Origin of the sequence: Agrobacterium sp. rho-8.1, from assembly GCF_033957725.1 — a bacterium.
Taxonomy (GTDB): domain Bacteria; phylum Pseudomonadota; class Alphaproteobacteria; order Rhizobiales; family Rhizobiaceae; genus Agrobacterium.
In genome coordinates this window covers 1,007,187-1,025,615 of sequence record NZ_CP192788.1, presented here as the reverse complement: position 1 = coordinate 1,025,615, position 18,429 = coordinate 1,007,187, and the positions used below count along the sequence as shown (strand labels likewise).

Sequence of the window (18,429 nt, the reverse complement as noted above, 5' to 3'; positions counted from 1 at the left end):
GATGTCAGCCTCTTCAGACCTTGAGATAGGCTGACGATCTCTCGAAGCTGAGCCCCGGAAACACACTGTTTGTGAGCGCGTCCGCACCCACATCGAATTGCCTGTACAGCATGGCCGCGGCAAGTTCACGCACGTCACCGGTCGGCATCAGATCCCTGTTGTCGAGGAGGTTGCCGTCCGAAAGCCCTGGCCAGTTGCCCAGCACGCGACCGCCATCGATACCGCCTCCTGCGAGAATCGCCAGACCGCCGGTGCCGTGGTCTGTTCCGCCAGTGCCGTTTTCGCGCACCGTGCGTCCGAATTCCGTCATGGCCAGCACCACTGTCTTTTTCCAGACTTCAGGCCCGAGCGATTCTTTCAGCGTCGTTAGCGCAATGGTCAAATCCTTGACCGTGCGCGCAAACTGGCCTTTCTGGCCCGCATGCGTATCCCAGCCATCGACCGAAAAGGCGGCGATACGGTAGTCCTCGCGCAACAGCCCGCCTGCAAGCTTGGCGACATCGCGAACGCCCTCACCGCGCTTCTGATCCTGAAACAATTGTTCGGCAGACATGTCCGTGCGCAAGGCTTCCGCCAACACGCGGTTGAAATCCGGATCGTTGGCGTAGAGCCGTTTGAAGAAGGCAACGTCGTCAGCGCCCATGGTCATATCGGAGGTGGATGCCCAAACATCGGCTTCGTTCGGACCTGCCAGGAGGAGTTCCATGGACGTGTTGATATCGATGGCCTTGCGGTCGTTGGAGCGGGGAATGGTGGATAGCGCCCGGTTCAACCAGCCCGTTCGTTCACCGTGAACGTGGTTGGCGCCGCTTTCGAGAATATCCTGCCCATCGAAGTGGCTGCGTTCATCCCGGTATGGCGTGGAAACTGCGTGAACGAAGGCAAGCTCCTTGCTCTGCCAAAGTGGCATCAAGGGCTGGGCTGCCGGGTTGAGGCCGAAGTAACCGTCGAGATCGATAAGACCAGTGTCCGGCGTCAGTGCGAGCGTCGGGCGAAAACCGGAAAAGGCTGTTTCACCATAGGGCTGAACCAGATCGAGCCCATCCATAGCACCGCGCAGAATGATCGTGACGAACCTGTTATCGCCAGGCATGGCGGCAAAACTGACGGGAGAGAACGCTGGCAATGCCGCCGCGCAGCACGCCGTCGCCAGAAAACTGCGGCGACTGATCAGCATATCCTGAGACAAAGCCATCGTCCTATCTCCTGTTGAATTCGGGCGAAGACAGCGCAAGCGTCATGCCGCTGACGCGGCTGGGGGCCTGACTGACGACGCGAATGGTATCGTCACGCGCCATATCCGCCATTGCCACTTCCAGAAGCCGCTTCGGCTCCATGTCACCACCTAGTGAATTTGACGCTTTGCGGGCCCAAAGAATACGCTCGCTCATCTGACTGGGGGAAAGCCAGGATGCGACACCCTCTTCGAAACCTGCCGGGCTGGGCGGCTGCCACACCGGCTGACCCATGCGCCTGAGGGAGGCAAGCGTCAGAGTGCGCGCGAGGCTCTGCTTGGGTTTCGGCTTTTGTGGCGACGGCTGAGCGTCCATCTTGATTTCGGATGCGGGCCTGTCCATCGTCATCTGGCTGCCGTCCGCCATCCCCGTGCTGCCTTCGGCTATCGTCGCCGGTGGCATTGGCACAGCAGCCGAAGCAACTTCGTCGTCACCGACTGGAGACAGTCTCTCCTGCCAGTTCTTCTGGGTGATACCAAACGCCCGCAGCCCGGACACGACATAGTCGAACGGCAACTTCATTTTCCGGCCTGGCTCGGCCCATGCACGGGGATGGTTGAGCATGGCGGCATAGACTTTGACGAGATTGCCCTTGCTTGCCTTCCACTCGTCCACCATCACCGAGAGCACATCCGGCGGCACGTCATCGGCGATGAAATGCGCCGCCAGCTTGCGGCAGACATGAACCGCCGTCTCCGATCGCGTTGCCAGATCATCCAGCATATCGAGACAATCATCTGCCGTGCGCGTGTCACCGCCATAGGAAACGCCGAGAACCTTGATCTGGCCCGGTTCTGCCATGCCGGGACGAAACAGCATCTCGTTTCGGTCATCCACCGTCATGCCCGTCAGAACGAGTGCCGCAGAGCGCACATCGGCCTGGGTGTAGCCGCTGCCTGCCCCCATCGTGTGAAGTTCAAGCAATTCCCGACCGAGATTTTCATTGAGGCCGCGCTTGCCCTTTGCGGCCGCCACCGATCCCGGGCCCGTCGAGCGGTTCTGGTCCAGATAGATCAACATGGCGGGATGCAGCACCGCTGCCTGCAAGAGATTGCGGAAAGGGCCAGCCAGATGTGGCCGGATCGCCTCAACCTCGTAAAGTGGGGTAACAAGGCGCATCGGCACCGCCTTGCGGGCATTGACGGAGAAGTGGTCCACCCAGAACGAGGCGAGCCGCTCGTGGAAGCCGTAAGGAGAGAAGACGGCCTGCATGACCCGCGCCATGCTGTCGCGCTGAAAACTCTGCTCGGCTTTCTGCTGGATCAGCTTGCGGCCATCGCGATCCAGTTCGCCACCATTTTTACCGGCGCTGGTCGCAACAAGCCTGTCTGCAAGGTCGTCGGATCGCTGTCGCGCTTCGAACGCGCCTCCGACGGGGAAAAACGGTTCTTTCAATGGTGCATCAGCAAGCTGCACCAACAGGTCGTCCAGATTCCGGTTCAGTACCTGGCCGGGTGAAAGCCCATAGCCATAGCGGATCGCCGCCATCGTTGGAGAAAAAGAAGCCATTTCCGGCACTCCTGCCAACAATAAGATGGTGCGAAAATCCCCTCCAATTCCGGCAAAAAAGCCGCGAAAGAATGGTCATTTTCAGACATGGACAATTTGTAATTCACGGTACGAGCAGAATGCCGCGGTGACAACGCAATCGAACTGTGGCACTCAGTTTCGCCATGACGTTCGTTCGCAAAATCATGCAGGATCGCAGTTCGGCTGGCGCTGTCGCCATGCTGGCGCTTCTCCTGTTTTTGCTGCAGGGGCTCGCCAACGGTGTCGCGAGTGGCGGCATGGCCGCCATGGCACTGTCGGCAGACGACGTCATCTGTTCCAGCCACACCCCTGCGAGCGCGACCGACAAAAAGGATTCCGGTACCAAGACTGCGGATAATTGCTGCGGTGCGCTCTGTCGCCTTGCTTCCGCGTCTACCGTCGCCCTGCTGGTCACATCGACCGAGCTCATTGCCAGCACCGTTCCGAAAGCGGACGTCGCCTCGCTTCGTCACGATGCGGGCCTTTTGCCTGCCGCGCCCAATCGCGAATCGCAACCGCGCGCCCCGCCGTTCACCCCGCAGTCCTGAGAGTACGAAACCGGTTTGAGACAGGCGCCGCGACACCGCGCGTCAGTTCTGGCCAACCATCTCATCGTCTTGCGGAGACATCTCATGTCCGTGACAACCTCTTATCAGGCGGAGCGCACGCTTTCGCAATCTGCGTCCGTCAATCTCTACCGCGCTGTCTGGCGCTGGCATTTCTACGCTGGCCTTTTTGTCCTTCCTTTCATGATAACGCTCGCCATCACCGGCGCTCTCTATCTGTTCAGGGACGAACTGGATAACGTCATCCATTCCGATCTCAAGCGCGTCGAAATGGTCCAGAACACACCCTCCGCCCGTCCGTCGGACATCGTTGCGAGCGCACTTGCGTCCGTGCCGGGCATAGCGGTCAAATACACCACGCCAGCCGATCCCGGCGCATCGACGGAAATCACGGTCACCACGCCTCAGGGCAAGCAAGCGGTCTATGTGAATGGCTATACGGGTCAGGCCCTCGGCTCCCTGCCGGATCGCGGCACCGTCATGTGGACGATCCGCTATCTCCACAGCCTGAAATATTTCGGCACCTATGCGCGCTATCTCATCGAGATCGCGGCTGGCTGGTCCATCCTTCTGGTTGCGACCGGCATTTACCTCTGGTGGCCGCGCCAGCAGAGCGGTGGCGTGATCACCGTGCGCGGAACGCCGAAAAAGCGTGTTTTCTGGCGAGATATACACGCCGTCACCGGCCTCTTCGTCGGCGCCTTTATCGTCTTTCTCGCCGTCACCGGCATGCCCTGGTCAGGCGTGTGGGGCGGAAAAGTCAACGAATGGGCCAATGGCAGCAATTACGGGTATCCGGCTGGCGTGCGCACCGATATTCCGATGTCCGGCGAAAAGCTCGATGATGTCTCCAAGACCTCGTGGTCGCTGGAACAGGCGAAAATCCCCACCTCCGCTGTTCATGATCACGGCCAGCACGACGACACCATGAACATGGCGGGTATGGACATGAGCCCGATGTCGATCGGCATCGACAAGGCCATTGCCCGCTTCAATGAACTCGGCCTTTCCGCCGGTTACACCGTCGCGCTGCCCACTACCCCGCAGGGCGTCTATAGCGGCTCTGTCTATCCTGACGATCTGTCGAAACAGCGTGTTATCCATCTGGATCAATATAGTGGCGAGCCGCTGATCGACATGAACTATGCGGATTACGGTCCGCTCGGCAAAAGTCTGGAATGGAGCATCAACGTCCATATGGGCCAGCAATATGGGCTGGCAAATCAGATCGTGCTGGCGCTCGCCTGCCTCGGCATCATGCTTCTGGCCGTCTCCGGCGGCATCATGTGGTGGAAACGCCGTCCGAAGGGCTCGCTCGGCGTGCCGCCCATGCCGCAAAGAAGGCGCACGCTTTACGGCCTCGCCGCCATCCTCGCCATCGGAGGTATCCTCTTTCCGCTGGTGGGAGTGAGCCTGTTGGTCATGCTTATCCTCGATCTCTTCGTCCAGAAACTGACGAAACGCCGCGCGGCATGAAGCGAGCGGGCCGGGAGAAGAATCCGGCCCATCCCGTCCGCACATGAACCATCAGTCCTGCTCGTAAACGACCCAGGCCTTGTCGAAGCGTTTTTTTTTCAGATCGTCCTTGCGCATCAGCACATAAATGCCGCCCGGCAGATCATGCCCTGCGGCCACGTCGGTTCCTATCTGAAGGACGAGTTGCCAGTCACCGGCATGTTCCAGTAGCGCCTTTGCGGCATCGGTCTTGTAGGCATCGGATGCTCCCGCATCGATGCCGTTCGAGGCCAACTGGCTCTGTGACTGCATGCCGGATTGGATGGCGCGCGGCCAGCCACCAAGCTGATGGTTGCCGCCGCTCGCCGCCGTCGGCCAGTCCAGCGAATAAAGCCATTGATGATAGGCTTGCGCATCGTCCCCGGATAAGGGTCGGAGATCCGTCCATGACGAACTCGCCTCCGGAATGGTGCTGACGATGGCACGCGCATGCACCGCCATGGGCAAGAATGCAGCGCGCGTCGGAAACGCGGTCAGTTCAGATGGAACCTCCACGCGTTTCAGCTTGTCACGCGGCGTCTGGTCGTAGATCACCTGCCAGCCGGGCCGGGATTGCGGCTTGAAACCCGCCGGTATCTGCGGGAGATCGTAGAAGAACAACAGCCGCCCCGTGCGCGGCAGGTCGGCATCGAAACCCGGCACCTTCGCCATGGCTTCAAGATCGATCTGCATGAGGAATGTCAGCGGAAAAGGCTTTGTAACGGCATCGGCCTTTGACCGCAGTTTCCTCGCCTCCATGTTGATATCGGCAGCAGAAGGCTTCGCCAGCTGGATCAGATGACCTCCCTCGATATCGACGCCAGCCTTCTTGAACAGAGCAAGTGTTTTGGCATTCACTTCTTCATTGAGCTTTTTGCGCGCCGTGAGGAACGCCTGTCCCTCCTCGCCCATCCAGGGCGGCACCAGCCCGGCATCGGCATAAAGATTGGCCGCCTCCGTCTCCAGCTCGCGCGCCATATCCGCCCCATCCTCATAGGCGGGCCGCACCGGCCAAAGCATGTTTTCAGGAAGATCGGGGCGGCCGCCGAACTTGCTTGCCCCCACCGAAATCATGTCCTCATCGGCAGGCATCGTATCGAGAACCTGCGCATTCCTCGCCACTGTCACGATGCTTTCGACGCCATCGCCAGAAATCCCGACCCGCGCCAGCCGTGCGGCTAGATCGGTCCGAGATGTCGGAAGTTGAACCGTCTCGGCCATCTGCGCAAATCCTCCATGGGCAGGCAAAATAATGGTCATGACGCTCACCCACACCATCAATGCCCCCAGCCTCATTCCGCCCCTCCATGAACACAGCCCATAGCTGTCAAAACCTGGGTGGAAACCTACGTGCCGAACGGCTAACGGTAAAGTTGTTTTCTAGGGAGTTGCGACATGTTTGGTGGGGCAGGAATGGGCGCCTTATCGATCTTCTTTCTGGTCGGAATGTGGATGCTCCACATGCTCGCGGTTGCCCATATCGGCTGGATCGTGAAATTTTCCATGGAAATCTTGAAACTGGCCGAGCCGACCTGGAAAAAGCTCGCCAGAATATGTGCCGTCATCGTCACACCGATTGTCGGCTTTTACGCGGACGAAGCCGTGCGCCATTATCGCACGCCACCAGCAGAGCGACCGCGACTGGAAAAACGCCGCCTGATCCTGCCCGCAATCGCGCTTTGCCTCCACATTTACTTCACGGTCATCTTGTCCATGCGTCCTGATGTGGCTGGGCAGGGCATCATCGGCATCGTCACCACGTTTCTGATGATCTGGGGCTACTATCTCGCGTTCTTCCTGCCGCATCATATCTTGGCGCGGGTTGTCACCATCAGCAAACACGGACCGATCACAACCTACGTCCACTGGCTCCCGCTGGCGATGATCGCTATCCTCGCCATCCTTCTCTAGACTTGATTGACCCGGTAAACCTTGCAAACCAAGCCGTCCGGCGAACGATACGTCCTGAACCCCATCGCCTCGTAATAGGCCTGCCCCAGCGGATTATCGGCACCAATGCTCGCATCGATGTTCTCGATTCCTGCGGCCTTGGCAGCCACCAGGGTCGCACGAAACAGCGCCTTGCCGACGCCTTGGCGGGCAGCTGTCGGGCTGACATGGGTTCCGATGATGCCCCAACCTTCCGCCACGCCATAGGGGTTGCCGGGTCTGGCATAGGTCAGAGACTGAAAGCCGAGAATTCGGCCTTCAGCACTTTCGGCAACCGTGCATTCGATGTTGTCTTCGCGCTGGAGATAAACCTTCAGGATTGTGTCGATATCCCGGGGCGACTTGCGCAGACCAGCCGCGAATATTTCGTTTTGCACGGCCGTCATCGCTGCGGCGTCTTCCAGTGTCGCTGTCCGGATGATCAGCATCGGTTCAAGACCTGAACAGGAACGACGCACCAAATGCGATCAGCGCAAAGCCGATGACGTGGTTGATCGTCAGGCTTTCCTTGAGCCAGAACACCGAAAACAGCGCGAAGACGGTCAGCGTGATGACTTCCTGCATCGTCTTCAGCTGTGCCGTCGAATAGACCTCTGAGCCCATGCGGTTGGCAGGAACGGCGAGGCAATATTCGAAGAAGGCGATGCCCCAACTCGTCATGATCGCGAAGAACAGCAGGCTGCCCTTGTGCTTGAGGTGCCCATACCAGGCGAATGTCATGAAGACGTTCGAAGCGATCAGCATGACGACCGGCCAGATGTGCGCAGGGGTGATGGAAAAAGGCATGATGCACCTTGGAATTGGGAGAGGGAAAATTGATCAGAAGGGGGAACCAGTCCCGGCTTGCGACGTATTGCTTAGCGCAGGACGCAGCAAACAGGAACAGGATTTTGACGCGCTCTTCACGGAATCGTCAGAGCGCGTGAAGAACGCAGAAGCAGATAACAGGTTCCAACGTGCCAAGACGTTTCCTGTTTGTACTCCTTTTTTCGACCCCGCCTCTTCCCTTTCAACCGGACTCTCTCCATATTCCGACCATGGCCAGATCACCTAAAACACCTTCCGCTAAAACCTCCCGCTCCGATGGCTTTGCCGAAATGCCACAGGCACCTTTCGAAGGCGCGCCGCTGTCCGGCAGCGTTTCGGATTGGGTCAAACAATTGGAAGCGGATGCCGAGGCCTCATCGGTCGAAACGCAGCGCGAAGTGGCCTCAAAGGCCGGCAAGCACCGCAAGAAGATCGAGATCGAGGCCCGTAAGCAGGCTATCGACGAGGCCGCCAAGGCCAATGCCAGCGTTAACAAGAAGGCCACCGCGCAGAAAACCTCACGTGGGTCATCCATCGGCGCCTCCAACGATCCGAAGACCCGCGCCGCCGCCGGTCTCAACCCCGTCGCGGGCATGGATGTCAGCCTTGAGGATGCCGAAAACCTTGCCACCGGCGCGGTCACCGCCACCGTCGAAGCGCTGTCCGCGCTCATCGAAAGCGGCAATCCGCTGTTCAAGGACGGCAAGATGTGGACCCCGCATCGGCCTGCCCGCCCGCCGAAATCCGAAGGCGGCATTACCATCCGCATGCAGTCGGATTTCGAACCGGCAGGTGATCAGCCGACAGCGATTGCCGATCTGGTCGAGGGCATCAATTCCGGCGAGCGGTCGCAGGTCCTGCTCGGCGTCACCGGTTCGGGCAAGACCTTCACGATGGCCAAGGTCATCGAGGCCACCCAGCGCCCGGCCGTCATTCTCGCGCCCAACAAGACGCTGGCGGCACAGCTTTATTCGGAGTTCAAGAACTTCTTCCCCGACAACGCGGTGGAATATTTCGTCTCCTACTACGATTATTACCAGCCAGAAGCCTATGTGCCACGCTCGGATACCTTCATCGAAAAGGAATCCTCGATCAACGAACAGATCGACCGCATGCGCCACTCCGCCACCCGCTCGCTGCTGGAGCGGGATGACTGCATCATCGTCGCCTCGGTGTCGTGCATTTACGGTATCGGCTCGGTGGAAACCTACACCGCCATGACCTTTCAGATGGCGATTGGCGACAGGCTGGATCAGCGCCAATTGCTGGCCGATCTGGTTGCCCAGCAATACAAGCGCCGCGATATGGATTTCCAGCGCGGCTCTTTCCGCGTGCGTGGCGATACCATCGAAATCTTCCCCGCCCACCTGGAAGATGCCGCCTGGCGCATCTCCATGTTCGGAGACGAAATCGACAGTATTACCGAGTTCGATCCCCTCACCGGCCAGAAAACCGGCGATCTGCAATCGGTGAAGATCTACGCCAACTCGCACTATGTCACCCCGCGCCCGACGCTGAACGGCGCCATCCGCTCCATCAAGGAAGAGCTGAAAGGCCGCCTCGCCGAGCTGGAAAAGGCCGGTCGCCTGCTGGAGGCACAGCGGCTGGAACAGCGTACCCGCTACGATATCGAAATGCTGGAAGCCACCGGCTCCTGCGCGGGTATCGAGAACTATTCCCGTTATCTCACGGGCCGCAGCCCCGGCGAACCGCCGCCAACCCTATTCGAATATATCCCCGATAACGCCCTGCTGTTCATCGATGAAAGCCACGTCTCCGTCAGTCAGATCGGCGGCATGTACAGGGGCGACTTCAGGCGCAAGGCGACGCTGGCCGAATACGGCTTCCGCCTGCCCTCCTGCATGGACAATCGCCCACTGCGCTTCGAGGAATGGGACGCCATGCGCCCGCCGACCGTTGCCGTGTCCGCCACCCCCGGCAATTGGGAAATGGAACAGTCCGGCGGTGTCTTTGCCGAACAGGTCATCCGCCCCACCGGCCTCATTGATCCGCCGGTCGAAATCCGCTCCGCCCGCAGCCAAGTGGATGATGTGCTGGGCGAAATCCGCGAGACAGCGCAGGCCGGATACCGCACCCTCGTCACCGTGCTGACCAAGCGCATGGCCGAAGACCTCACAGAATATCTGCATGAACAGGGCGTGCGCGTGCGCTACATGCACTCGGATATCGACACGCTGGAACGTATCGAAATCATCCGCGACCTGCGCCTCGGTGCATTCGACGTGCTGGTGGGAATCAACCTTCTGCGCGAAGGTCTCGACATCCCCGAATGCGGCTTCGTCGCCATTCTGGATGCCGACAAGGAAGGCTTCCTGCGCTCCGAAACATCCCTCATCCAGACCATTGGTCGCGCCGCCCGTAACGTCGATGGCAAGGTCATCCTCTACGCGGACAAGATCACCGGCTCGATGAAACGCGCCATGGAGGAAACCTCCCGCCGCCGTGAAAAGCAGGTAGCCTACAACACCGAACACGGCATCACGCCTGAATCCGTCAAGGCCCGCATCTCGGATATCCTCGACAGCGTCTACGAACGCGACCACGTCCGCGCCGATATCTCCGGCGCATCCGGCAAGGGTTTTGCGGATGGCGGCCACATGGTCGGCAACAATCTTCAGGCTCACCTCAACGCGCTGGAAAAATCCATGCGCGACGCCGCCGCCGATCTCGACTTTGAAAAAGCCGCCCGCCTGCGCGACGAAATCAAACGCCTCAAAGCCGCCGAACTCGCCGCCATGGACGACCCAATCGCCAAGGAAGAGGCGAAATCGCTTGAGGGTGGCGGCCGAGGTAAGCCCGGCAAAAAAAGTGGCCCGAGCACCAACCGCGAGTCGATCTCCGCCCTTGAGGGGGAGATGTCCGGCAGGACAGAGGGGGGTGAGCCAAATCCACCAGCCTCGAAATCCCTCTTCGCCAAACCCACCCTGGACAATATGGGCCCCGGCACCGACACCGCCAAACCCCTGTTCCGCAAGAATGATCTCGACGAAATGACGGTGGGACGCACGGAAAAACCGGTCAAGGGAACCACACCGGCAAAGCCCAAAACCGAAGACGGCAAACGCGTCTCACCCTTGCTGGAAGGTCAATCTGAACGCGCCACCGGCGGCAAAGACGACCCCCGCCCCATCGCACGTGGCAAGGTTGGTGTCGGCTCGTACGAAGATCCCGGCGAGCAGAAGCGGAAGGGCCGCACGAAGGGCAAGACTGGCAGGCCGGGGCGTTGAGACTCTCGTCGCTGTTTTAAATCAAGAACGGATTTTGGGATAGCTGCGACATAACAGGAAGGTGAGAGGTGAGAATGCGCGCTGTCATGTTGGCATTGTCCATAATTGCCGTCGTATCGGCAGCCTCCACCAGCATCGCCGGTACGCTCGCCGATGCCACCTTTCACAGCAAAGCGTTGAACGCTGACCTACCCGTCAACATCTACCGCCCGGATGGCGACCCGCCTGAGAATGGCTGGCCGGTCATCTACCTGCTGCATGGCCATGATGGCGACCAGAACAGCTGGCGCGATCTCGGCAACATCCAGAAAACGCTGGATGGCATGATTGCGTCAGGCATGATCCGCCCCGTGGTCGTCGTCATGCCGGGCGTGAAAAACAGCTGGTATGTCGATTCCGCCGATGTCGGAGGCCCCGGCAATTACGAGACGACGCTGACCGGCGATCTGCGGGTGCATATGGAAAAAACGCTGCCCGTGCGCAAGGACAGACAGGGACGCGCCATCATCGGCTTGTCCATGGGCGGCTTCGGCGCGCTGCATCTGGCCTATGCGCATGAAGACCTTTATGCCGCCGTCGCCAGCCTCTCGGGCGCGATTTGGCAGAACGTCCCCGCCACCGATCTCGACAAGTCGCCCGCCGAACTGAAGCTCATCCAGGACAGCGCCTTCTTCCACCGCCTCGACCGCACCACCATCACCAGCGGCATCGTGCTTCCCTCCACCGGCGATCACTTCTCCGGCTCCTTCGGCACACCCTTCGACGCCCGACGCTTCAACGAGCAGAACATCTTCACGACCGTCGCCCAGCATGTCGTCAAAAAACAGGACCTCCCCGCCACCTACCTCACCGTCGGCGACGATGACGGCTTCTCCCTATGGCGCGGAGCCATCGCCCTCCACGAAACCCTGCAAGCCGACAACCGCAAATCCGAACTGCGGATCACGGATGGGGATCATGTCTGGGATGTGTGGAAGGTGTCGATTATCGATGCGCTGAAGTTTGTGGATGGGGAGTGGGAGTGGAAAAGCAGGCGTTGAATTTGGGATCAAAGAGACAATTGGCTCCACAATTCACCGTATAAATGAACTAATTTAGAGCTATGATCAAAAGTTGTAGAAATTTAATAAGCACTTAAATACTATAGAAATGCGAGGGGAAATTTAAAAGGGAACGCAATGGAAGACAAACACGATTTGTCCTTGATGACATTGAATACGATCGACATAACAGCGATATTTATATACTATTTTCTATTGATGATATCGGCTTCATTATCGATATTTTACCAAATTATTTCCTCACACAACGTCACCGAGCTGAGTATGTTAGATAACATGTTGGCACTGGCGTCATCTGCAACATGCGGATCTACAATTTATTATAGTCGAAAGCTATACAAAGCATCGATAAATAACGACTATAATATTATACAAGACAATAAGATGACCGCAAGTAGAGTGGGAACGATCGCTTTTTTCATTCTGCGCCCGGCATTTGGAGTGATATTGGCTCTTGTAAGTTATTGCATTTGGAAAGCGTCTATAAATGTTGCAGTAGAAAACCCGTCAGAAAAGGGCAATTTTATCTACATTGTGACATTGATAGGCTTTTTCTCTGGCTTCTCCGTTGGACGCCTTATTGAGCAGTTTCAAGAGAAAAACGTTGATAGTATTACCAAAAGTGAGCATGCAAGATGACCCAAGCGGCAGAAATTGAGAAGAAAATAATTGAGCTGGAAAAACTCGCATCGACGGTGCTTGAAATCAAGCGCCGGTCACGCCCGAGGAGGCCAATAGTAATTGAATTCGCCGGCTCTCCTAAGGCTGGAAAATCTTCGTGCATAAGCTCCCTTGACATTTTCTTAAGGCGAAACAATTTTCGGACAAAAATACTGACAGAGCGCGCAAGTATCTGTCCCATCCCAAATAAATTTGATCCTATCTTTAACGTGTGGACAGCTTGTGCTGCACTCAACCAATTGTCAGAGACATTGGCAAACTCGGCAAAAAAATTAGATGTTATCATCCTAGATAGAGGATTTTTTGACGCTCTCTGCTGGTTTGAATGGCAGCGTGAGGAAAAACTACTCAGAAATGATGACTACGAGCGATTTACCAATTTTTTCACTTCCACGCGCTTTAGAATGACTATCGATTTAGTCCTAGTTTTTGAATCTTCTCCTGAAACATCAAGCGAGAGAGAGTATAAAAATCTCCTCACTAGAAAAGAGGGAAGCATTATGAGAAAAGAAGTCCTCACGTCATATCTTTCATCTATAAAATTGACCGCTAAAAAATACAAAAGTCATTTTCGTGAGATTAATGAGCACAATACCGACAAACAAGACCAAAATGAGGTAAGTTACAATGTCACCAAGGCTACACTTAGCCTTCTGAAAAATATCGCCGAAGAAAAAATAGGCTTCATTAGAAAAAATGATATTAAAAATCTTCCTACGATATTTGACTATACCGAGATAAGCGATTTAATAGACAATACATTGAGTTTTGATGACCGAAGTAAAGTCGAAAATAATGACGAACTACTACAACTAATTCCGATAGCCGTAATAAAAGAGAAAGGCAAGGACGATTTCTTAGTCGGAACTAAAGCACAAAAAGCCACTTCCAGCTCTTCGCCTGAAAAAGGCAAAACTCTCTGTTATTTTGGAGGGCATATTCGCGAAGAGGATTCAAACCTAATGGGGATGAGCAGCAAATTGGATGTGCTCAAACAATGCGTTTATCGAGAAGTCAAAGAGGAAATTGGAATAGACCTCGACCCTTCCGGCTCCAATCCGAAGTGCCTATGGGTTCGTGACGGGACTAAATCAGAACATCACCTTGCCATCGTATTCGTAATTGAACTCTCATTGTCTAGAATCAAATTGAGTGTCGATGGTGAAGAATTTGCGCGTTACGAGAAAAAGGGAAGAACTGGAACTGGTGACATCGTTTCGGCATATGACTTGGTGAACTCGAAAATTGATTCATGGACCGAAAACATCGTGAAGAAAATCACGAACGTGAATTATAATGAGCGTTTTCCGTCTCAACCCAGTTTGTTTAAGTAATTGCGTCAAACTAGCGAGTTAATCGTCTGGTCGCTTTCGGAACCAAATCCACCCCCACCCGTTCTTTCCCCGAACACCATGTTCAGCATACAAAGGGAAGAAACATCATGAAAAACAAGATCTTCGCACTGGCTGCCGTTGCAGCCCTGACGTCTTCTGTTGCCTTCGCACAGACAGCAACGACGGCTCCATCTGCCGCACCTGCTGCTGGTGCAGATGCTATGCTTTCGGGTCCTGGGATTACCATGGGCACCAAGGCCAACGGCCCTTTGAAGTTCGTCAACGTGCAGAAGACCGACCTCACAGCTTCGCAGCTGGATGGTCTGGATATCTACAACGCAAAGAACGAGAACATCGGTGAGATCGAAGACGTCGTGATCGGCGATGGCAAGTCTGTCATCGGTCTGGTTGCCAGCGTTGGTGGCTTCCTCGGCATCGACAAGAGCTATGTGGTTCTCGATCCGGCATCCGTCGCCATCAACAACGACAACGGCACATGGAAGGCCTATGTCGACACGACCAAGGAAGCGCTCGAAGCTGCTCCAAAGCTCGACTACGACAAGATGGACGACTAATCCCGTGAGATAGGCGGGTTTATCCCGCCGGTCTTCAAGCCCACCGATTGTTGGATTGCTCCATCAGTCGGTGGGCTTTTTTGCGGGTGTTGGTGGGGCTGCACCGGCAGAGGGTATCTGCCCCGTTCTGCTCGTGGTGATGGGGTTGGATCCTCGGCACAAGGCCGAGGATGACGTCGAGAGGCGGTTGCCGTCGCGAGATACGGCGTCCCTGCCCTTACCCGCCGAACTTGCCGCTACGCGGAAAACCCTTGGGCACGCTGCGGCCAGCGGTGGCGCGGTCGGCCATCCATTCCAGCAGCTCGTCACCCACCTTGGAGAAGGAGCGCCCGGCGCTGTCTTCCCATGTCAGGCCGGTGGCCAGCGCAAAGCACTTGATGTCCGAAATGCCGCCGTCCTTGTAGCGTTGCAGGCGCACGCCCTTGCCGCGTGACATCTCAGGCACTTGCGACAGCGGGAAGGTCAGCATCTTGCGGTTTTCGCCGACGACGGCGACGTGATCGCCCGTCACAGGTACCAGCAGCTTCATCTCGTCGGGCATGGCAACATTCATGATCTGCTTGCCCTTGCGGGTGTTGGCGACCATTTCCGTTTCCGCGATCACGAAGCCGTTGCCAGCAGTGGAGGCCAGCAACAGTTTGCGTGATGGGTCGTGGACGAAGGCGCTCAGAATATCCTGATCGTTTTCCATATCCACCATGATCCGCACCGGCTCTCCATGGCCGCGCCCGCCCGGCAGCTTGTCGGCACCCAGCGTGTAGGCCTTGCCACCTGTCGTCACCAGCAGCAGCTTGTCGGTGGTCTGCGCCGGGAAGGCCAGCTTCGGGCCGTCGCCTTCCTTGAAGGTCAAAGCAGACGTGTCGGTCATGTGGCCCTTCAGCGCCCTGATCCAACCCTTTTGCGAGATGACGATGGTGACGGGTTCTTTCTCGATCATCGACTGCTGGATGGCATCCATATCGGCCGTCGGCGCCATGGCAAACAGGGTGCGACGTGCGCCCAGCTTGGTCACCTTGGCGTATTTCTTTTTGACCTCTTCGACTTCCCAGGCCACCGTCTTCCACTGCTTGTCCGGCGACGCCAGCAGCGACTCGATCTCGGCCTTCTCGCTGCTCAGGCCTTCGAATTCCGTGCGGATTTCGAATTCTTCCAGCTTGCGCAAGGAGCGCAGGCGCATGTTGAGAATGGCTTCGGCCTGAATATCGGTCAGCTTGAAGCGCGCAACCATCACCGGCTTCGGCTCGTCCTCCTCGCGGATGATGGCGATGATCTCATCGATGTTGAGATAGGCGATGAGGAAACCGCCAAGAATTTCAAGACGACGGTCGATAGCGGCCAGACGGAAACGCGAACGGCGCAGCAGCACGTCGCGGCGGTGGTCCAGCCATTCCTTCAGCACATCGTTCAGCGCCATGACCTTGGGCACCCGGCCCATGGACAGAACGTTCATGTTGAGCGGAATGCGGTTTTCCAGATCGGACAGGCGGAACAGCGATTCCATCAGCAGCGTGGCGTCGACGGTGCGGTTCTTCGGTACCAGCACGACGCGCACGTCTTCGGCGGATTCGTCACGCACGTCTTCCAGCAGCGGCAGGCGGCGCGCCAGCAGAAGCTCGGCAATCTTCTCGATCAGCCGTGATTTCTGAACCTGATAGGGAATTTCGGTGATGACGATCTGATAGCCGCCACGGCCCAGATCCTCGATTTCCCACTTGGCCCGCACGCGGAAGCCGCCACGACCGGTCTTGTAGGCATCGATAATGCTTTCGCGGCTCTCGATGATGATGCCGCCTGTCGGCAGGTCAGGCCCTTCGATACCGCCCTTTTCGGGGTGGGCGGGATCAAACATCAGATCCTCGACGCTCGCCTCGGGGTTCTTGATCAGGCGCAGCGCGGCATCGCACAGCTCATGGGCGTTGTGCGGCGGAATGGAGGTCGCCATGCCCACGGCAATGCCGGAAGAGCCGTTGGCCAGAAGGTTGGGAAACGCGCCAGGCATGACGACCGGCTCGTTATCTTCTTCATTATAGGTCGGGCGAAAATCGACGGCGTCCTGCTCGATGCCTTCCAGCAAAAGCGCGGCGACATCGGTCATGCGCGCTTCGGTGTAACGATACGCGGCAGCGCCATCGCCATCGATGTTGCCGAAGTTGCCCTGCCCGTCCACGATGGGATAGCGCTGGGAGAAATCCTGAGCGAGGCGCACCAGCGCATCATAGACCGACTGGTCGCCATGCGGGTGGAACTTACCGATGACGTCACCAACGATACGGGCGCATTTCTTGAACGCGGAGTTCGGGCGAATCCCCATCTCGCTCATGGCGTGAATGATGCGGCGGTGCACCGGCTTCAAACCATCACGAACGTCCGGCAGCGCACGGTGCATGATGGTCGATAGCGCATAGGCCAGATAGCGCTCTTCCAACGCCGCCTTCAGATCGATCGGCACAATATTGTTGTCGTCTCCGCCGGACGGAGGAAGAAGATTTTTTCCCATAGCGCTTGACTAGCGGAAAGGGTGATTCCCAGCAAGGAATCACCGCTCTTCCGCTGTGGATGACGGGTGCCAAGCGTATATTTTTTGTTAATCTTGTTTTTATGCCGCAATTCGGCCATTCGTTGCAAAGTACGAATGCAGTAGACCGTCGCTATGCCTCGGATATAAATGCATGATTCCAGTTTTCGATAAGCCAACGTCCACTATCCATCAGGGAAGAGACATAATGAGACTTCAATCCACACGGCATTTTCTGCTCGCAGGCGTTGCGGCCGTCGCGTTCGCATCACCCGCTTTTGCACTCGATGGTGCAGACGTGCTCAAGAAGATCAACGATTCCTATCGCGTCCAGGGCGCTGAAATCGGTGCGAAGTCGATTGCCGTCGATGGGTCGACCGTCACGATGAGCGGCGTGACCTTCAACGCAACAACAGCCAAGGAACAGGTCATTCCCCTCGGCAACGTCAAGCTTGAGGGTGTCGAGGAAGCCAATGGTGGCTACACGATCGAGAAGATGAGCTTCGACAACGTCAAGTACGCTCAGGAAAATGTCGCGATCGATGTCAGCGACATCTACGTGTCCGGCATTGTCGTGCCGGCAGACGCAACCACCGGCAAGGTGGATTCGATGTTGCTGTACGATGAGGCCCACAGTGGTCCGGTGTCCGTCAAGATCGATGGCAAGGAAACCTTCGCTCTCGAAGAAACAACGACGACGATGACCAAGAGCGAAGACGACAACACCATCAGCTTCGATCTGAACGCAACCGGCTTCAAAGCCGATCTCAGCAACGTTCAAGACCCGAAGTCGAAGGAAGCCATCGACAAGCTGAAGGTTCAGTCGCTGAGTGGCGAAATGAACATGAGCGGCTCCTGGGAAATCGCACCAGGTACGCTGACGATTGATGAATATGCCCTCGATCTGAAAGATGTCGGTCGCCTCAATATGGCCTTCAGCTTCTCCGGCTACACGCTGAACTTCATCAAGTCGATGCAGGATGCCGTCAAGGCGCAGGCGGCCAACCCGAACAAGGAACAGGCCGACCAGGCGGCCGGTCTCGCGATGCTCGGCCTCATGCAGCAGTTGAGCTTCAATAGCGCCGAAATCAGCTTTGAAGATGCCAGCATCACCAAGCGCGCCATCGATTATGCGGCCGGTGAGCAGGGCATGTCCGGCGAGCAGTTGGCGCAGACCATCAAGGGCATGGTTCCGATCATGATGGCACAGCTCAACGTGCCTGAGCTGCAGAACGCAGTTTCAGCAGCCGTCAACACCTATATCGACGACCCGAAGAACTTCACCATCTCGGCAGCACCGGCAAAGCCCGTGCCTTTCCCCATGATCATGGGTGCGGCCATGGGTGCACCGAACACCATTCCGCAGGTGTTGGGCGTTACGGTTTCGGCCAACGAATAGTCTCACCCTTTCAGAACGACGAAAGCCCCGGATC

The 18,429-nt window shown here is 57.1% G+C and carries 16 protein-coding genes; 10 read left to right on the top strand and 6 right to left on the bottom strand.

Annotated features, from left to right (window positions below):
* Positions 1 to 13 precede the first annotated feature (13 nt).
* On the bottom strand, positions 14 to 1,195 hold the full coding sequence (locus RMR21_RS05090) for a DUF1501 domain-containing protein (RefSeq protein ID WP_498669623.1): 1,182 nt from the start codon (positions 1,193 to 1,195) through the stop codon (positions 14 to 16).
* 4 nt (positions 1,196 to 1,199) lie between these two features.
* Positions 1,200 to 2,744, bottom strand: a complete 1,545-nt coding sequence (locus RMR21_RS05085; RefSeq protein WP_498669622.1) for a DUF1800 domain-containing protein — start codon at positions 2,742 to 2,744, stop codon at positions 1,200 to 1,202.
* A gap of 146 nt (positions 2,745 to 2,890) precedes the next feature.
* Here RMR21_RS05085 and RMR21_RS05080 point away from each other — a divergent pair, with 146 nt between their 5' ends.
* Together RMR21_RS05080 and RMR21_RS05075 are read left to right on the top strand one after the other, a co-directional pair.
* Positions 2,891 to 3,313, top strand: a complete 423-nt coding sequence (locus RMR21_RS05080) for a DUF2946 family protein (protein ID WP_498669621.1) — start codon at positions 2,891 to 2,893, stop codon at positions 3,311 to 3,313.
* 84 nt (positions 3,314 to 3,397) lie between these two features.
* Positions 3,398 to 4,807, top strand: coding sequence for a PepSY-associated TM helix domain-containing protein (locus RMR21_RS05075; RefSeq protein ID WP_498669620.1), 1,410 nt, complete (start codon positions 3,398 to 3,400; stop codon positions 4,805 to 4,807).
* 51 nt (positions 4,808 to 4,858) lie between these two features.
* Here the strand turns inward: RMR21_RS05075 and RMR21_RS05070 are convergent, their stop codons facing one another.
* Positions 4,859 to 6,085, bottom strand: coding sequence for a DUF1963 domain-containing protein (locus tag RMR21_RS05070; RefSeq protein WP_498669619.1), 1,227 nt, complete (start codon positions 6,083 to 6,085; stop codon positions 4,859 to 4,861).
* A gap of 135 nt (positions 6,086 to 6,220) precedes the next feature.
* Between RMR21_RS05070 and RMR21_RS05065 the strand changes: the two genes are divergently transcribed.
* Positions 6,221 to 6,736: a hypothetical protein gene (locus RMR21_RS05065; RefSeq protein ID WP_498669618.1), complete on the top strand. Its 516-nt coding sequence runs from the start codon at positions 6,221 to 6,223 to the stop codon at positions 6,734 to 6,736.
* Here RMR21_RS05065 and RMR21_RS05060 read toward each other — a convergent pair.
* Entirely contained in the window at positions 6,733 to 7,161 is a 429-nt protein-coding gene (locus RMR21_RS05060) for a GNAT family N-acetyltransferase (RefSeq protein WP_498670078.1), read from the bottom strand. The genes RMR21_RS05065 and RMR21_RS05060 overlap by 4 nt on opposite strands.
* A gap of 46 nt (positions 7,162 to 7,207) precedes the next feature.
* Positions 7,208 to 7,561 (bottom strand): DMT family protein, encoded by a 354-nt coding sequence (locus tag RMR21_RS05055; RefSeq protein WP_498669617.1) that lies wholly within the window; start codon positions 7,559 to 7,561, stop codon positions 7,208 to 7,210.
* Here RMR21_RS05055 and RMR21_RS05050 point away from each other — a divergent pair.
* The 6 genes from RMR21_RS05050 (at position 7,494) to RMR21_RS05025 (ending at position 14,481) form a co-directional block, all read left to right on the top strand.
* Positions 7,494 to 7,829: a hypothetical protein gene (locus tag RMR21_RS05050; protein WP_498670241.1), complete on the top strand. Its 336-nt coding sequence runs from the start codon at positions 7,494 to 7,496 to the stop codon at positions 7,827 to 7,829. The genes RMR21_RS05055 and RMR21_RS05050 overlap by 68 nt on opposite strands.
* On the top strand, positions 7,813 to 10,830 hold the full coding sequence (gene uvrB / locus RMR21_RS05045) for an excinuclease ABC subunit UvrB (protein WP_498669616.1): 3,018 nt from the start codon (positions 7,813 to 7,815) through the stop codon (positions 10,828 to 10,830). The genes RMR21_RS05050 and uvrB overlap by 17 nt, the downstream gene beginning before the upstream one ends.
* Before the next feature lie 86 nt (positions 10,831 to 10,916).
* Entirely contained in the window at positions 10,917 to 11,870 is a 954-nt protein-coding gene (locus tag RMR21_RS05040) for an alpha/beta hydrolase (protein ID WP_498670077.1), read from the top strand.
* Positions 11,871 to 12,008: 138 nt separating this feature from the next.
* Positions 12,009 to 12,530, top strand: a complete 522-nt coding sequence (locus RMR21_RS05035; protein WP_498669615.1) for a hypothetical protein — start codon at positions 12,009 to 12,011, stop codon at positions 12,528 to 12,530.
* Complete coding sequence (locus tag RMR21_RS05030) at positions 12,527 to 13,906, top strand: NUDIX hydrolase (RefSeq protein ID WP_498669614.1); 1,380 nt, start codon at positions 12,527 to 12,529, stop codon at positions 13,904 to 13,906. The genes RMR21_RS05035 and RMR21_RS05030 overlap by 4 nt, the downstream gene beginning before the upstream one ends.
* Before the next feature lie 107 nt (positions 13,907 to 14,013).
* Positions 14,014 to 14,481, top strand: a complete 468-nt coding sequence (locus RMR21_RS05025) for a PRC-barrel domain-containing protein (protein ID WP_498669613.1) — start codon at positions 14,014 to 14,016, stop codon at positions 14,479 to 14,481.
* Between the two features lie 217 nt (positions 14,482 to 14,698).
* On the opposite strand, the gene parC is transcribed toward RMR21_RS05025, so the two are convergent.
* Positions 14,699 to 16,978 (bottom strand): DNA topoisomerase IV subunit A, encoded by a 2,280-nt coding sequence (gene parC, locus RMR21_RS05020; RefSeq protein WP_498669612.1) that lies wholly within the window; start codon positions 16,976 to 16,978, stop codon positions 14,699 to 14,701.
* Positions 16,979 to 17,204: 226 nt separating this feature from the next.
* Here parC and RMR21_RS05015 point away from each other — a divergent pair, with 226 nt between their 5' ends.
* Positions 17,205 to 18,395 (top strand): aq_1923 C-terminal domain, encoded by a 1,191-nt coding sequence (locus RMR21_RS05015; RefSeq protein WP_498669611.1) that lies wholly within the window; start codon positions 17,205 to 17,207, stop codon positions 18,393 to 18,395.
* Positions 18,396 to 18,429 lie beyond the last annotated feature (34 nt).

Coding starts and splice junctions, on each gene's coding strand:
- RMR21_RS05090 (WP_498669623.1), bottom strand. CDS start 1,195: ATGGCTTTGTCTCAGGATATGCTGATCAGTCGCCGCAGTTTTCTGGCG.
- RMR21_RS05085 (WP_498669622.1), bottom strand. CDS start 2,744: ATGGCTTCTTTTTCTCCAACGATGGCGGCGATCCGCTATGGCTATGGG.
- RMR21_RS05075 (WP_498669620.1), top strand. CDS start 3,398: ATGTCCGTGACAACCTCTTATCAGGCGGAGCGCACGCTTTCGCAATCT.
- RMR21_RS05070 (WP_498669619.1), bottom strand. CDS start 6,085: ATGACCATTATTTTGCCTGCCCATGGAGGATTTGCGCAGATGGCCGAG.
- RMR21_RS05065 (WP_498669618.1), top strand. CDS start 6,221: ATGTTTGGTGGGGCAGGAATGGGCGCCTTATCGATCTTCTTTCTGGTC.
- RMR21_RS05060 (WP_498670078.1), bottom strand. CDS start 7,161: ATGACGGCCGTGCAAAACGAAATATTCGCGGCTGGTCTGCGCAAGTCG.
- RMR21_RS05050 (WP_498670241.1), top strand. CDS start 7,494: ATGAAGACGTTCGAAGCGATCAGCATGACGACCGGCCAGATGTGCGCA.
- RMR21_RS05055 (WP_498669617.1), bottom strand. CDS start 7,561: ATGCCTTTTTCCATCACCCCTGCGCACATCTGGCCGGTCGTCATGCTG.
- uvrB (WP_498669616.1), top strand. CDS start 7,813: ATGGCCAGATCACCTAAAACACCTTCCGCTAAAACCTCCCGCTCCGAT.
- RMR21_RS05040 (WP_498670077.1), top strand. CDS start 10,917: ATGTTGGCATTGTCCATAATTGCCGTCGTATCGGCAGCCTCCACCAGC.
- RMR21_RS05035 (WP_498669615.1), top strand. CDS start 12,009: ATGGAAGACAAACACGATTTGTCCTTGATGACATTGAATACGATCGAC.
- RMR21_RS05030 (WP_498669614.1), top strand. CDS start 12,527: ATGACCCAAGCGGCAGAAATTGAGAAGAAAATAATTGAGCTGGAAAAA.
- RMR21_RS05025 (WP_498669613.1), top strand. CDS start 14,014: ATGAAAAACAAGATCTTCGCACTGGCTGCCGTTGCAGCCCTGACGTCT.
- parC (WP_498669612.1), bottom strand. CDS start 16,978: ATGGGAAAAAATCTTCTTCCTCCGTCCGGCGGAGACGACAACAATATT.
- RMR21_RS05015 (WP_498669611.1), top strand. CDS start 17,205: ATGAGACTTCAATCCACACGGCATTTTCTGCTCGCAGGCGTTGCGGCC.